This window comes from Oceanobacillus sp. CFH 90083 (assembly GCF_009389585.1).
Lineage (GTDB): Bacteria > Bacillota > Bacilli > Bacillales > Amphibacillaceae > Oceanobacillus.
Genome location: NZ_VIYG01000001.1, coordinates 317,874 through 332,625 on the forward strand (window position 1 = coordinate 317,874; position 14,752 = coordinate 332,625).

Annotated in this window: 18 protein-coding genes; 5 read left to right on the top strand and 13 right to left on the bottom strand. The window is 38.6% G+C overall.

Features of this window, described 5'->3' with window-relative positions:
* Window positions 1-23 precede the first annotated feature (23 nt).
* The 4 genes from FLK20_RS01590 (at window position 24) to FLK20_RS01605 (ending at window position 3,791) form a co-directional block, all read left to right on the top strand.
* Window positions 24-1,247: an ABC transporter permease gene (locus FLK20_RS01590; protein WP_152654806.1), complete on the top strand. Its 1,224-nt coding sequence runs from the start codon at window positions 24-26 to the stop codon at window positions 1,245-1,247.
* The gene (locus FLK20_RS01595; protein WP_152654807.1) at window positions 1,244-2,389 is read left to right on the top strand and encodes an ABC transporter permease; all 1,146 of its coding nucleotides are present in this window, start codon (window positions 1,244-1,246) and stop codon (window positions 2,387-2,389) included. The genes FLK20_RS01590 and FLK20_RS01595 overlap by 4 nt, the downstream gene beginning before the upstream one ends.
* A complete protein-coding gene (locus FLK20_RS01600; RefSeq protein ID WP_227994810.1) occupies window positions 2,373-3,047 on the top strand; it encodes an ABC transporter ATP-binding protein in 675 nt (224 codons plus the stop codon). Before FLK20_RS01595 ends, FLK20_RS01600 begins: the two co-directional genes overlap by 17 nt.
* 99 nt (window positions 3,048-3,146) lie before the next feature.
* Entirely contained in the window at window positions 3,147-3,791 is a 645-nt protein-coding gene (locus FLK20_RS01605; RefSeq protein WP_152654808.1) for a lytic transglycosylase domain-containing protein, read from the top strand.
* Window positions 3,792-3,810: 19 nt separating this feature from the next.
* Here the strand turns inward: FLK20_RS01605 and FLK20_RS01610 are convergent, their stop codons facing one another.
* From FLK20_RS01610 to FLK20_RS01645, 8 genes are all read right to left on the bottom strand, one after another.
* Window positions 3,811-4,212 carry a dihydrofolate reductase family protein gene (locus tag FLK20_RS01610; RefSeq protein ID WP_152654809.1) on the bottom strand — a complete coding sequence of 134 codons (402 nt, stop codon included), beginning with the start codon at window positions 4,210-4,212 and terminating at the stop codon, window positions 3,811-3,813.
* A 302-nt stretch (window positions 4,213-4,514) separates the two neighbouring features.
* Window positions 4,515-5,126, bottom strand: a complete 612-nt coding sequence (locus FLK20_RS01615; RefSeq protein WP_152654810.1) for a dihydrofolate reductase family protein — start codon at window positions 5,124-5,126, stop codon at window positions 4,515-4,517.
* A 335-nt stretch (window positions 5,127-5,461) separates the two neighbouring features.
* Window positions 5,462-7,072, bottom strand: a complete 1,611-nt coding sequence (locus FLK20_RS01620; RefSeq protein WP_152654811.1) for an IS1182 family transposase — start codon at window positions 7,070-7,072, stop codon at window positions 5,462-5,464.
* A gap of 112 nt (window positions 7,073-7,184) precedes the next feature.
* Window positions 7,185-8,168: a ring-cleaving dioxygenase gene (locus tag FLK20_RS01625; protein WP_152654812.1), complete on the bottom strand. Its 984-nt coding sequence runs from the start codon at window positions 8,166-8,168 to the stop codon at window positions 7,185-7,187.
* A 376-nt stretch (window positions 8,169-8,544) separates the two neighbouring features.
* The gene (locus FLK20_RS01630; RefSeq protein ID WP_152654813.1) at window positions 8,545-9,630 is read right to left on the bottom strand and encodes a M42 family metallopeptidase; all 1,086 of its coding nucleotides are present in this window, start codon (window positions 9,628-9,630) and stop codon (window positions 8,545-8,547) included.
* Between the two features lie 27 nt (window positions 9,631-9,657).
* Entirely contained in the window at window positions 9,658-10,146 is a 489-nt protein-coding gene (locus FLK20_RS01635) for a dUTP diphosphatase (protein WP_152654814.1), read from the bottom strand.
* A 69-nt stretch (window positions 10,147-10,215) separates the two neighbouring features.
* Window positions 10,216-10,788 carry a TetR/AcrR family transcriptional regulator gene (locus tag FLK20_RS01640; protein ID WP_152654815.1) on the bottom strand — a complete coding sequence of 191 codons (573 nt, stop codon included), beginning with the start codon at window positions 10,786-10,788 and terminating at the stop codon, window positions 10,216-10,218.
* Entirely contained in the window at window positions 10,785-11,492 is a 708-nt protein-coding gene (locus FLK20_RS01645) for an MBL fold metallo-hydrolase (protein ID WP_152654816.1), read from the bottom strand. The genes FLK20_RS01640 and FLK20_RS01645 overlap by 4 nt, the downstream gene beginning before the upstream one ends.
* 281 nt (window positions 11,493-11,773) lie before the next feature.
* Between FLK20_RS01645 and FLK20_RS01650 the strand changes: the two genes are divergently transcribed.
* Window positions 11,774-12,172 (top strand): sigma-w pathway protein ysdB, encoded by a 399-nt coding sequence (locus FLK20_RS01650; protein ID WP_152654817.1) that lies wholly within the window; start codon window positions 11,774-11,776, stop codon window positions 12,170-12,172.
* Between the two features lie 271 nt (window positions 12,173-12,443).
* Here the strand turns inward: FLK20_RS01650 and FLK20_RS01655 are convergent, their stop codons facing one another.
* The 5 genes from FLK20_RS01655 to infC form a co-directional block, all read right to left on the bottom strand.
* On the bottom strand, window positions 12,444-13,076 hold the full coding sequence (locus FLK20_RS01655; RefSeq protein WP_152654818.1) for a TVP38/TMEM64 family protein: 633 nt from the start codon (window positions 13,074-13,076) through the stop codon (window positions 12,444-12,446).
* Between the two features lie 118 nt (window positions 13,077-13,194).
* Window positions 13,195-13,470 carry a DUF1294 domain-containing protein gene (locus FLK20_RS01660; RefSeq protein WP_152654819.1) on the bottom strand — a complete coding sequence of 92 codons (276 nt, stop codon included), beginning with the start codon at window positions 13,468-13,470 and terminating at the stop codon, window positions 13,195-13,197.
* A 127-nt stretch (window positions 13,471-13,597) separates the two neighbouring features.
* Window positions 13,598-13,954, bottom strand: coding sequence for a 50S ribosomal protein L20 (gene rplT / locus FLK20_RS01665; protein WP_152654820.1), 357 nt, complete (start codon window positions 13,952-13,954; stop codon window positions 13,598-13,600).
* 38 nt (window positions 13,955-13,992) lie between these two features.
* A complete protein-coding gene (gene rpmI / locus FLK20_RS01670) occupies window positions 13,993-14,187 on the bottom strand; it encodes a 50S ribosomal protein L35 (protein WP_042146308.1) in 195 nt (64 codons plus the stop codon).
* Between the two features lie 32 nt (window positions 14,188-14,219).
* The gene (infC, locus tag FLK20_RS01675) at window positions 14,220-14,726 is read right to left on the bottom strand and encodes a translation initiation factor IF-3 (protein ID WP_152654821.1); all 507 of its coding nucleotides are present in this window, start codon (window positions 14,724-14,726) and stop codon (window positions 14,220-14,222) included.
* Between the last annotated feature and the right edge of the window lie 26 nt (window positions 14,727-14,752).

Here is a 14,752-nt window from a genome sequence, read left to right on the forward strand (position 1 = left end):
GAAAGAAAAGAGTGTGCATAATCATGATTTTTCTAAAGCAAACCGGGCTTTTTATCAAAAATCATATACGGCAGCTTAAGAGGAAGTGGTATTCACTTCCTCTTCTTTTCATATTTCCTCTTGCTTTAGCCGGACTTATGATGGTCATTGTTGTCAGTTTTTTTAGCCAGAAAGAAAATGAAGCCATTCAATTAGGTTTAGTTGATTTAGATAATTCAACAGAAACAGAAATGATGGTACAACTATTAGAACAATCCTCAGGCTTCATCGATTTTTTAGAAGTCAATGAATTATCCGAGGAAGAAGCAATCGAGCAGATCGAATTAAATCATTTAAGTACATATATCGCTTTTCCGGAAGGTTTTATCCAAGACTTATACCAGGGATACTCTGTAGAAGTTCCCATTGTCGGCAACCGGAAGCAGCAGCTGGAAAGCTACATGATTAACGAAACCCTGCAGAGTGTTATTCGGCATATTCGTTCTTCACAGGCTAACATTCTGACAATCAATTATTATGCCAGACAATTTCAAATGGAAGATGAAGCAAGAAATGACTTTGTTTTTGAACAATTTCAGGAGTTTCTAATGTATACAATTGGCAGAGATCAGGTAATAAAGGAACAGTCCTTATCCAATCAGGCAAGCTCTTCCCCTATCGCTTACTTTAGCTTGGGAGGCTGGTTTATCATTAGCAGTCTTTGGCTTTTTTCCTTATATTACTTTTTTACAAAAGAAAATCCGCCACTGATCAGCCAGCGTATTCGATTGTATGGGGCTACACAGCTTAGACAGATGCTCGCCAAAATAATGGTTACACTCGTGCTGTCTCTTATTTTAGCCTGGCTTTCCTTTTTTGCATTGCTCTATTTCTTAAACATTGAGCTTAATCAGGAAAATATCAATCGCACGCTGATACTTATCACTGTTTATCAGGTTGGTTTTATTCTCTCTTTAGCGATTTTTGAGGCACTTATTTCATCGTTAAAATTAAGATTGCTTGCACAAATAATCTTTGTATCCATTTTGATACTCTTTAGCGGTGCAATAATACCGATGCTTTACCTGCCATTGGGAGTTCAAGATTATCTCCCCTACTCTTATGCTTATAATAGCCTTTATTGGCTTCAAGAAATTATACTTAACGGGAGACATTATGCAGAATATACTTCCAGCCTACTGCTCATCGGTGCTCTGCTATTTGTATTACTGGGACTATTAAGCTGGAAGGAGAAGCGAAGCATATGATAGATATTATAGCCACCCGCTTGATGCATATGAAAAAACAGTTTCTCTCTATATTATTTTGGGCTGTTTTTCCCATTCTTTTCACATGGATGTTTATGTCTGGCACGGAACTGATTCAAAACCAAAGTGCCATTCCTGTTGGAGTGATTCTGGAAGAAGAATCCGGCATGGCAATTGACTTAAAAGAAAAGCTGGCATCATCTGATTTAATTCGTGTGATTGAAGTAGAAAATGAAGCAGAAGCGAGACAAATGGTAGCAACACATGAATTAGACAGTGCATTTATTATTGAAGAAGGATACGCAGCTGCAGTTCAGGCCGGTCAGCGAGATCAATTAGTTACAAGCTATCGCACAGATTTATCGATGGGTTATACACCGGTTGCAGAAATGATTGCTTCCTTTGTACAGGAGGACAGCGGGAAATCAAAAACTGCATATACCATTATGGATTTAGGTGAAGCATTAAATCATTCTGCTATTCCTTCCTTTGATGAGATAATCAATGAAATTTATTCGATTGAAGAAAGTGAAAATCTGATTTTTACCAATTTCACTCTACTTGGAGAGGAAGCTGAAACGGATACAGGGTTTTCTTTATTTCAAAATCCCTGGGGGCTATGGTCTGTATTTTCCCTTTTATCTACCTTCTTTTTATTCGATTGGCTGATAAAAGAAAAAAATGCAACAGCCCGTATTCGCTTTACTTTTAATCGTTTTTCTTTTCAGGCATATTTATTATCTAATCTCTTACTTTACAGCGTTGGTTTATTTGTATTAGATATACTCACATGGGGAGCCTTCCATATTTTATATGCTGAAAGCTTTCATATATCACAATTTACGTATCTGATTAGTTTTCGTATAACAACTTGTATGCTTGTCTTTTTGATTGGGCTAGCTTTTAAAAAGCAGCTCCCCTACTATATAACTACTGTTCTAATTATTTTAGTAACGATTATCATTAGCGGAATTATATTACCGATGGACGGTATTTATGAAAGCTATCCCTGGATTTCTTATTTAAATCCATTAAGACAAATAGTCTATGAAGAAACATGGAGCGGTTGGACATTTATTGGACTGATTTGTTTGATCATCTGGTATGTGAAAGGAGTTTACCATCGTGCAGCTGGAAATTGAAAATGTATCTAAATCATTCGGAAAAAAGAAAGTGCTTGAAAACCTATCTTTTCAAGTCCATTCTGGAGAGATTATCGGCTTAGTAGGCGAAAATGGAGCAGGTAAGTCTTCTCTGCTGCATATTTTAGCGACTATTTCAAAAGCAAATACAGGCAGTATACGCTTAGGAAAATGGACATATGGAAAAAATCGCAGACAGCTTCGCAAACTGGTTGGCTTTGTCCCGCAAGATATTGCTTTATGGGAAGATATGACAGTAGCAGAAAACATGATATTTTTCGAAAAACTTTCTTGGGTAAATCGCTCAAAAAATGAATTAAAACAGCTTTGTGAAGATATGGAATTGTTAAAATGGGAGGAGCCTGTTCATACTTTATCTGGCGGAATGAAAAGAAAATTGAACATGGCAATCAGCTTGATTCATAACCCGGAATTATTATTGCTGGACGAGCCGACAGTGGGCATTGATTTACGCTCCAAAAAAGAAATTGCCGGGTACCTGAAGCAAAAAGCAAAAGTTGACCATAAAATGATTATGTATACTTCACATGATATGGATGAAATCCAAAGTATTTGTGATGCTGTCGTATGTATTGGCAATGATCCATTCTATGAAAATTTATTACGGGAAGCCGATATGAAAATTATTTCTATATAATATTGCGTTAAGGGGACAGAATCGATAAAATAGGAGTAATTAGATATAAACAACCCGGACAAACAATCAATTTTCAGCTCATATGGATGGTGAATATAAATGGAAATCAATACAAATCAACGGACAAATCCCTTAGATGCTTTAGCGATGACTTCTGCTTCAAGCAGTATCGCAGAAGAAAATACGGGCTTTGGCGGAAAATCTTTTCAGCAATTGCTGCTGGAACGCATTCGTGAAGCAGAAGAACGTACAGCGCAGGATTTTGGATCTAATATTCAAAGGTCTAATTTTATACCCTCATCGGCAGTTCAAGCTCAAACAGCTTCACCTGTACAGGCTGCTTCCAATCAGACCGTCAATAAAAGCGGGACCAATTATCAAGGCATTGTTCAAGAAATGGCAAATAAATACAATGTCAACGAGCGATTAATTCATGCCGTTATTCAGCATGAATCAAATTATAACCCTAATGCCAGAAGCCATGTCGGTGCTCAGGGGTTAATGCAATTGATGCCGGGGACAGCCGCAGGTTTAGGTGTCGCAAATGCTTATGATCCACGCCAGAATATTGAAGGCGGTACAAAGTATCTAAGCCAAATGCTGAAAAGATATAATGGCAATACAGAATTAGCTTTAGCTGCTTATAACGCCGGTCCTGGAAATGTAGATAAATACCGGGGTATTCCGCCGTTTAAGGAAACATCTGCTTATGTATCAAAAGTAATGAATACTTACCGTTCTTAAGCATCAAACTGATTTCAAGCTAATAAAAGTATGCACAACAATTCAAACCCACCATAAAAAAAGGAGCTGTCGCAAAATGCATGGTATGCATTTNAACTTCGCTGGCGATGTCTGACTTAGCAAGACGAGCACGCCCCTCAACTGACTTCAGTGTTCGCGAAAAAACCACTTTATCGAGTGCATTCCAAATGCGGGCATATTCAACGATCTCGGGCGCAGCGTTGGGATCGTCCTCAGCAGTGGGCCAGAAGCCGTTCATAACTTCATAGAGCCGTCTTCCATAAATATGCGTATCGGATTGGGCTTCCAGGGTATTCATATACTCGTGTAATTCCCGGTCGGGAGTAAAGCCGATGGCACCTGAAGCGTCCTCGATATAGCCATCGAGGGACATTTGCATCGAATAGATAACCTTGCGCACGGTTCATTCCCCTCTCCTATATTTTTTTATAGTGTAGCATATAAAACTTCTGGAGATTTCGTGTCGATTGCTCAAAGACTCTTCTCTTATTCCATTATCCATTCTAATTTATCAGAATTAAAAAACAACCCTATACGAACAGACTATCGTAAAGGATTGTTTCTATCAAACTTTATTTCAAAACCACATTTTGTGTAATAAAAATATATTGTTCTAATTCTGACTTCAAACCATTTCCATTGTTCAACAATCTGACCCTTTTGTTGAACATCGTCTTGCCAGTAATGATTTGTCTGGTTGAGCTAAGCTTTAGCAGGTTCGTAGGTTACCAAGAGGGAACCATCCGTAAGTGTTTTGACGTCCACGAGATGGAAGTCCTTCTGCTCCTTAAGATTGTCAAACAAACGCTCTCCTACGTTTACCACCACCGGGTGTACGAGTACCTGATATTCGTCAATTAGATTTGCGTTTGCAAGTGACCGCACAAGCGTTGGGCTACCAAAAATAACTATATCGCCACCGTTACCATTTTTTAGGCCCTTAATTTGCTCTTCTATATTACTGCCAGTCAATTGTTTTGGAGCTTCAAATTCTCCCCATTTTAGCTCGTCGAGTGAGCGATCGCCGGTTACAACTAGTTTGTGGGCATTGTTTATCTTTTCACCCAGGCGTGAACCTACATCGCTGACGTTTGACCAGTCTTTAATAGACGGCCACTTTCTAGAGAGGTCTTCGTAGGTTCCGCGGCCAAGCAAAATAGTATCAGCTGTATCGAACGTATTTAATAGATACTCAGAACCTTCCTCCATGCTTGCGTCAGTTGTCCAGACCATGAAGTTGGTTTTGTCCTCACGCGGGTCACCAGTGACAACTCCATTAAAAGTACTGTGAATGAATAGAATGATTTTACGCATTAACTACATCCTTTCCATTTGGGGTTTAGCATTGTATAAACTCATCATATCATCATTACACATGTTGCGTTTCTTATATTTTGCTATTTTAATATTTTTATATCTATCACTGCCCCTGTGGGTTCAATATGATTTACTTAACAAACTGGCCCTTTAATGGAATAATTTTAAGTCAGCAGGAGCTGTCGCAAAATGCATGGTATGCATTTGATGACAGCTCTTTTTCTCTGTTAAGTTGCTCTTTTTTAAGATTAGTTATTTTATTTATGGTGATAAAAGGAAAATCGACCGTTTTTTTGACACACTTAAATAAGCTTCCCCCTTTTAAAAATTTTTTAAGCTGTCTTTAATGGATGATAATAGAGGTTCAGGCGATCAGCTTGTATTTTTGTATGTATTTTATTGAGATTATAACCAAATGCCAGAATCAATAGCTCGTTTCGCACATTGCTTGTTCCCCGCGTGTGAAACTTCTTCAGATGATAATCTTCCTTCAGTACGCCAAATGTTCCTTCCACTTGAATGGAGCGATTCATACGGTAAAGTGTGCCCGTTTCTGTTAGAATATTTTCTTGTGCTGTTTCCCGATAAGCCAGAAACGCTTTGGCTACATGAAGTTGTCGATTCCCTTTCGCTTTGGTACATTTTTCTTTGAGTGGGCAACCTGAACAGTCTTCACATTCATAGACAGTTACCTGAGATTCGTAGCCTGTCTGCGAGGCTCGTGTGTAACTCCGGAGGACATGTAGCTGCCGGTTATTGGCACAGGTATAAGTATCTGTGCTTTTGTCGTAACCCATATTTTCTCGCTGTTTAATGTCCTTTTTGAAAGCTGCTTTTTTCTTGCGTTCATGATTTTGTGGCTTGATATAGGCCGTCTGCTTTTCGTTCTTTAGATAAACATAATTTTCTTCGCTTTCATACCCGGAATCTGCGACAATATGGCGATAGGTAAAGGGAAGATGTTCCTTTAAGTACTGAAGCATCGGAATCAATGTTGTCGTGTCGTTACGATCGGAAAAGGCATCTATCCCGACGATAAATTCCGCATCCACGGCGGCTTGGATATTGTAGGCTGGCTTAAGTTGTCCATTTCTCATATGATCGTCTTTCATTCGCATAAACGTGGCATCATGATCTGTTTTGGAATAGCTGTTTCGCTTCTCTCCCATAATCTGATTGGAAGCATTATATTGTTCTTTACGCTGAAGCATTTCCTTTACTTGTTCGTGATAACGTTGGAGGACATTTTTTCTTTTCCCTTTGCCATAAACAAACGTGATTTGTTCTTCTTCCCTTAATTTCTCCAGGAAGGCAAGTACCTTTTTCAAATCCACTAAAAAGGTCTCGCAAGTACTTGTGAAGATTTGACAGTACGTCGTATTGATATCTTCCAGGAGGGCTTGCCATTTTAAATACATGTTGGCTTCATGCTTTGTGATTGCCTTTTTCCATACGAAAGAATACCGGTTGGCATAGGCTTCGATTTTTGTCCCGTCTATATAGATTGTTTCACCGGTAATCGCTTTTTGTTGATAGAGCCATTCTATCTGTTGGAAAAAAAGCTTTTCCATCACGGTATCCGTCAGATATTTTTGCTTGAATCGACTGATGGTAGAATGATCAGGAGCTGCATATCCTTGAAGCAGCCAACGAAAATTGATATCCCGGCAACATGCTTTTTCTATCTCCCGGGAAGAATAGATTTTTTGCGAGGCTGCATAGGTGATGACCTTAAAGAGAATGACTGGATCGACTGCCGGTTTTCTCCCTTTTCGAGAGTATGCCTGTAAGAGTTCTCTATAATCCATCCTTTCACATAAGAGGCAGTGGAGTCGGACCGAATCTTCTAAAGGAATCATTTCTTCTACGTCCATCGGTAAATATAATTGATAATTCGCTGCAGTTTGCGTATACTGAGGGTGTATTATTGTTTTATTGGTCATAAATTAATAATACATGAGAGCAGACCCTTTGTGGTCTGTTTTTTTGTGTGCACAAAAAAACTGTTGCACGATCAGTTACCTGATTGTGCAACAGCCCCTTTTTTTAAATACCTTACTCATATTCTTTTTCAATTGTTTTATTACTGCGAACCGTATCAATCTCTCTTACCTGATTTTCAATCTGTTCACGCTGCGGCTCCAGGAACGGCGGTAATGCTAATTTCTCTCCTACCGTTTCATACGGCTCATCTTCCATAAATCCGGGACCGGCTGTTGCTAGTTCAAATAATACCTGGGGTGCAACTGGTGTATATAAGGAACCAAAATAGAAGCGTTCAACGAATCCAGAGGTTTGAAAGCCTAATTGTTCAATTCTTTGCTGCCATGTATCTAAATCTTCCCTTTCATCAACACATAATGCTGCATGATGCACCGTACCATAGCCCTGTCTGGCAGGAGGTAATTCCTCATTATGCTCCACGATGATTCGAGCACCGTTTCCTCCCTCATCTACTTCAAACAGATGAAATGCTCCTTCATCAGCAATTTCTTTGTACATAAATACTTTTTCCAGCACTTGTTTGAAAAAGTTAAAATCAGCAACACGTACTACAACAGGGCCCAGACCTGTTATTCCATATTCTAATGGAATTGGACCGTTTTTCCATGGTGTGCCGGACGCTCTTCCGATATTATTTTCATCTGACACAAGCTGATACTTTTGATCATCAAAATCAGAGAAGGACACTTGTTTCACATCAAACTGTTGTTCTATTCCGGTATGTTCTATCCCGAGCCGGTCAAAGCGCTTTACCCAGTATTCAAGTGCTGCATCACTTGGAACGCGTAAGGATGTTTTATAGATTTCATTTGTTCCGTGAGTACCCTTCGGAATACCCGGGAAGTCAAAAAATGTCATGTCTGTGCCCGCAGAGCCCTCATCATCTGCAAAGAATAGATGGTATGTTTGAATATCGTCTTGATTAACTGTTTTCTTCACTAAACGCATACCAAGCACATATGTGAAAAACTCATAATTCTTTTCTGCACTGCTTGTGATGGCTGTAACATGGTGCATTCCACGGATTGGATTCATTAAAAAAACTCCTTTATACTTAATTAAACATATTTTAATTAAGTATAAATTAACATAGGTTTCTCTTTCTGTCAAGCTTTAAGAAAAACTAAGAAAATCACTTAGACTTCAAAACACAGGCATTCTTGCCAAGGAGATGTCCGCTACGGGAAGTCGCTTTCCGCGGACAACGCTTCAATCTCCTCGGAAGAAGACCCCGCAGGAAAAAAGTGCACTTCTTTTTTTCGAGGAGGCTGAGCTCAAGCCCACGGAAAGCGTGAATCTCCGTTGGGGCTGTGACTGCGATTCCCCCCTAAAAACCGCTGCACTCCTTAGATTCTCTATAAAAAATACCGTATATTCGATGTTTCTCCGAATATACGGTAAAAATCTCTTATTAAGCCTGAATGAGAGCATCTACAGTGTCACGATCCAATTTCTTGACAACAGCTGTCAATAATTTCACAGCATTCTCATAGTCATCCCGATGGAGAATACCTGCATGTGAATGGATATAGCGTGTTGCTACGGTAACAGACAGAGATGGAACACCATTCCCGGTTAAATGAATGGCACCGGAATCTGTACCACCGCCGGCAATCGATGTAAATTGGTATGGGATGCCATTCTCCTCTGCTGTATCAACAACTAAATCACGAAGCCCTTTATGCGAAATCATCGAAGCATCATACAGTACAATCTGCGGCCCTTCACCGAGCTTATTATCTGCTTCCCGTTTTGAAATACCAGGTGTATCCCCTGCAATACCTACATCCACACCAAAACCGATATCTGGCTGAATCAGGTGGGAGGAGGTTTTTGCTCCGCGCAGACCGACCTCTTCTTGGATCGTACCTACACCGTAGACTGTATTTGGATGCTTTTCATCCTTTAAAGCTTTCAATACATCAATGGCAATTGCTAATCCGATGCGATTATCCCACGCTTTTGCCATAAGTAATTTTTCATTTTTTAATTGTGTAAATTCAAAATATGGAACAACAGAATCTCCTGGTTTCACGCCGAATGACTCTGCTTCTTCTTTACTTGCTGCACCAATATCAATAAACATATCTTTTATGTCATATGGCTTCTTTCTAGCCTCCGGACTGAGTACATGTGGAGGTTTGGAACCGATAACTCCTGTCACAGCTCCTTTTGCCCCCATGATGGTCACACGTTGTGCCAGCATAACCTGATTCCACCAGCCGCCAGCTGTCTGAAAATAAAGAAAGCCTTTTTCATCAATGCGTGTTACCATCAGACCGATTTCATCTAAATGTCCGGCAATCATAATCTTCGGTCCGTTTGCATCTCCCGTTTTTTTAGCAATTGAGCTTCCTAAATTATCTGTTGTCAGTTCATCTGCATAAGGCTTTATATAGCTTTCAAATACATCGCGTACCTCTTTTTCATTTCCTGGTATTCCCTTTGCATCCGTTAAATCCTTAAGCATTGTTAATGTGCCATCCAGCTTTTCCATATTCCATATCTCTCCTTGATAAAAGATTTAATAGCCTTGATCCTGACGCTGATAGTTAATCTGATTTTTCTCCCAGTATGCCTGTTGAATGTCTTTATCCGTAAAGCCGAGCTGATTTCCTAAATATAAGAACCGGCTGAATAACTGCTGATAATTTTCATTTTTCGGATCTTCCCGGTATGCAATCGCTCTTTGATATACCTGATAAAAGCATTCTGATTCTGTAAGGAGTGCTTCTTGTTTCTTTTCTTCCTCTTGATAAATATAATCTTTCTCTATCCCTATCGACATTAAAAAATGCAGCACATCTACATATTCTTCTAAAATAACCTGCTGACTGTTTCTTGGTTTTGTACTCCAAAATTTGAAGCATTTCGTTTCATTTGCAAGCTCACCAAGCTCCACCAGCAAGGCCAGCTGCTTTTCATGAAATAAATTTACATCTGACAAATCATGATTGTTTTCTATATATGTATCCAATTCCTTTTGCATATCAAATAATTGATTCCAATCCAATGTGATACCTCCTTGTCTATCCTGTCTTCCATTTTATCACATAGCTTTAAGATAAGCAGTTTCTAAAGATTAGCCTTCTGCATTCTTATGATTTTCCAGATTTGTAAAAATGATTTCCAATCCTGCTGTAAAACTCTTATCCAGCTCTTGCGGAAGTCCATATGATTCATTTACTTCCAGCAGGGTAAAACCATGCAGATAGCTTCTTAATGTTCGAATAAAATGAATCGCTTCATCCTCCGTTAGCTTGTATTTTTGCAGGATTTTTAAAAAAATAGCCAAAATCTGCTCCGATATCTGTTTTGTTTCATCACTTTTCCACAGTGCCACTTTCTGCACTAATGCATATTGACCCGGGTTATTCTTTGCAAAATTCCTGTATTCCTCTGCAATCGCCCAAAGAGCATTCTTCTTTTCCAATCCGATACCGGCTGCGATTAGCCCTTCATACAAATTCCGCATGCTTCGCAGAGCAGCCAGATCTAGTAAATCTTCTAAATTTACGACATGATTATATAAGGATGGCGGCTTGATACCTAGTTGTATCGCTACATTTTTTATCGTAACCCCTGCTATTCCCTGTTCCTCAACAATTGCTAATGTTGCATCAATGATTGTCTCTTGATTTATCTTTTTTTTCATTTTCTGCCCCCTGCCTCTGCTATTTTTATCGCTGCTTGCATCTGCTCTTCTGGATGAACAAGGACATTACCATGCCCTGCTGCGAGTAATTCAGGTTGGAGGCACAATAACTTTTTGGCACTCTGTACTGCTATTTCATTATTCCATGTTGCCATTTTTGGAAAAGGAAATAACCATTTTAATACGCCTGCAACGGCAATACCTCCCCTTGTTTGAAATGCATCCCCAACAATAAGCACTTTATGCTCCGGCTCGAAGAATGAGACAGATCCTGGAGTATGTCCCGGACTCGAAATGACTTCTAAAGCTTCAATCTTCTCTCCTCCCTCGAAGGTAAAATCTATTGGGATAAGATTTTTAGGAAAGCCGCCTTTTATTGGTTTATCCGCCTCATTTTCCAGCAGCCGAAAATCCTTTTTTAATAAATAGCTGTCTCTTTTAGAAATACCCACAGGTACTTCGGGAAAGACTTCTTTAAAATAAGGTACACCATTCACATGATCACTATGTGCATGCGTTAACATTAATTTATTCAGAGGCTTCCCTGTTTGAAGTACAATTTCTTTTACATAATCAGCAAATCTTCCTACTCCCATATCAATACAGATCAAACCGTCCTCTTGTTCCATAACAAAGCAATTAATCGGAAAAGCGCTTGGTAAAAATGTAATCTGGTATAAATTATGATAACGTTCTATTTTCATATCATCACCTCAAACTAATCATATTAGTATTTTAACTAATATGATTAGTTTTGGTCAAGGAATATTTCTTAAACTTTAAGTTTACACAATCCTTTTTTATAATTTCAAAGGATTACATATTAAGTGAAACTGACATTCAGAGGAAAGTTCTTTTCTTCCCTCATTGAATAAGACTGTGATAAACTTTCTGCAATTTTTTATAAAAAATATTATTCTCCTGAAACTTTTTTGAGGCTCATTCGTATGTAGTGGTAATAGCACGTTCTAAGGAGTAGATAATTATGGTCATCATTATCTTTCGGATATTATTAGTGATCGCAATTGCACTGTTAATTTATACATGGATCCAATACTTAAAGAACCCTGAGCGAAAGCTGCGTCTTTCTCAGGAAAATCAAGATTTTTATTTATTTGATGAACAAAATAATAACAAGAAAAATTTTCAATTAACTTATAAAGGCTGTCTTTTTATTGGAGAAAAGTATTTAGGGACAACAGAAGATGCTTTTGAAGTAGTCAATATTCACGTTACTGTTAAAAATCCTTTAGAGCTGCGCGGGTTAACCAGGGAGGATTTGTACTTTCTGGAACAGGAAATACTGATTCACTATCCGCACGCTTCCATTACGTGGAAACACCCGATTAATGAGCTGATTATAACAGAGATTACAAAAGACTAGCGGGAACTATAATCACCCGGGGCATGTGCCGCAAATTCATGATAGTTATCATAATCACTGGAATTGAACTGAAAAGCAATGTATAAATCGACTTTCTTTTAAAAAATTTCTTCTTTTTACAGTTAAAACAATGGCGTCTCAAGTTCTAAACGGGCTTAAGAATGTTCCATTCCTGTTCACAATTTCAGCAGAGCAGAACTTTCATGCTATTCATCACCTCTTTGAATATCTTTCTTCTTGCTTTTTATACTCAAACAACCAGCTCTTAAGCTTAAGAGCTGGTTGTTTTACTAGGTGTTAAAGGTTGCGGTAATCCTTGATGTTTGACACAGGAGGGTGATGAAGCAAAAAACTCCTGCCACTTAATAATAATCTCTTTTCTCCTAAAAAGATACAGGGTTGGGAGTAAGGCGATAATAAAAGCAGCGATATATACCGGAGAAAGCTGAGAAATCCAGCCGCCTATACTTGTGTAGATAATTGCCAGAGGAATATTTGATATAAAGGAAGACTTTGCATACCCTCTAAAGGTTTGGTTTGTTTCAATCAAGCATAATGATAATAAGTGAAAATGAATAAAGGGAATAAGTCGTAATAAAGTGATTTGGGCTGTTGTCATTTCCGTATTCCTGCCTAGCAGCCGTTGCTTTAAAATAATTAATTTATCCATAGATTTTGGCATCCAGCCTGCCATCACATAAAAAAGAAAGCTCGCCATTGTAATCCCTATAATAGAATAAACACTTCCTGCAACTGGTCCAAATAAAATACCGCCAGAAATACAAATAAAAACAACTGGTAAGAACAACATCGGTCTGATGAGATGAAGCAAAATAAATAACAACGGAGAAAGTACACCGCCCATCTCAACAATCACCAGCAAATAATTCCCAACGTATTCCATGGTCATCCCTCCTCGAGGAAGCTGGTGTTACTTCTATTCATATATATGTTTCCAGACGAGCTGTGTATGATAAAAGAATTCCTCCAAGTTAAACGCCTCATAAAAGCAAAGGATTTCCTCAGAGAAAGAAAATCAAGCCAAGAAAACTAATGGCATTAACAACAATCAGAACTGGTATACCAACCTTGAAGCTCCTATGCTTTGTTTTATGCCGGAAAGTCTGCATACCGGTATAAATACCGATACTTCCTCCTAAAATAGCCAGCAGCCAAAAAGTCCGCTCAGGAATTCGATATGTATGCTGCCGGGCTTTCTGTTTATCCTTAAACATTAAATAAAATCCAATGACATTCGCAACAAGTAAATAAATAAGCCATGATGATAAATTTTCCATATTCTCCTCCTGCTCAGATGACGATACCCTTTCATCATAAAGAAACTCTTAGCTTCCTGCAATGTTAAAGTGTATTGACCTTGAAAATCAAAAAAGATCGCTCCAATTGGATGCGATCTTTTTTGGTTTATTTTAAAGCGTCTTTTGCTTGAGATACTAATTGAGCAAATGCTTGTTCGTCATTAATAGCTAAATCGGAAAGCATTTTACGATTAATATCAATACCAGCAAGCTTCAAGCCGTGCATTAATTTGCTGTAAGAAATATCATTTAAACGAGCAGCAGCATTAATACGGGAAATCCAAAGTTTACGGAAATCACGTTTTTTCTGTCTGCGGTCACGATAAGCATATTGACCTGATTTAATAACTTGTTGTTTCGCTGTTTTAAATAGAGTTCGTTTCGAACCATAATAACCTTTTGCTAATTTTAAGACGCGTTTACGACGACGACGCGTAACTGTTCCACCTTTAACACGTGGCATAAGAAATCCCTCCTGATTCAATTACATATCTAAATTAATTATTTTGGTAGCATTGCTTTAATACGTTTGTAGTCTCCAGAAGAAACAAGCGTTCCTTTACGTAATTTACGTTTTTGCTTCTGAGATTTGTGTGCAAACATATGGCTAGTGTATGCATGAGATCTTTTTACTTTTCCAGATCCAGTTTTTTTGAAGCGTTTTGCTGAACCTTTATGAGTTTTCATTTTAGGCATAATTTTTTCCTCCTAGTCATTGCAAAAAAAGCTTATTTTTTTTCGTTTAATGGAGCGACCACCATAAACATATTACGGCCTTCCATTTTCGGTTTTGTTTCTACTGAGCCGAGATCCTTCACTTCTTCAGCGAAACGGTCCAGTACTTCTTTTCCTAGTTCTTTGTGGGTAATCGCGCGTCCGCGGAAGCGAACTGCAGCTTTTACTTTATCCCCTTTTTCCAGGAACTTACGTGCATTTTTAAGCTTCGTTTCAAAGTCATGGTCACCAATCCCAGGTGTAAAACGTACTTCCTTCACATTGATTACCTTTTGCTTTTTACGAGCTTCCTTCTCTTTCTTCTGCTGCTCAAAACGATACTTCCCGTAATCCATAATACGACATACCGGCGGTTTTGCGTTTGGAGCAACTAATACTAGATCAAGGTTGCGCTTCTGAGCAATATCCAATGCTTCATTACGAGATTTTACTCCAAGCTGATCTCCATTTGAATCAATGAGACGAACTTCTCTTGCACGAATTTTTTCATTAACATTCATATCCTTGCTAATAGCCAGCCACCTCC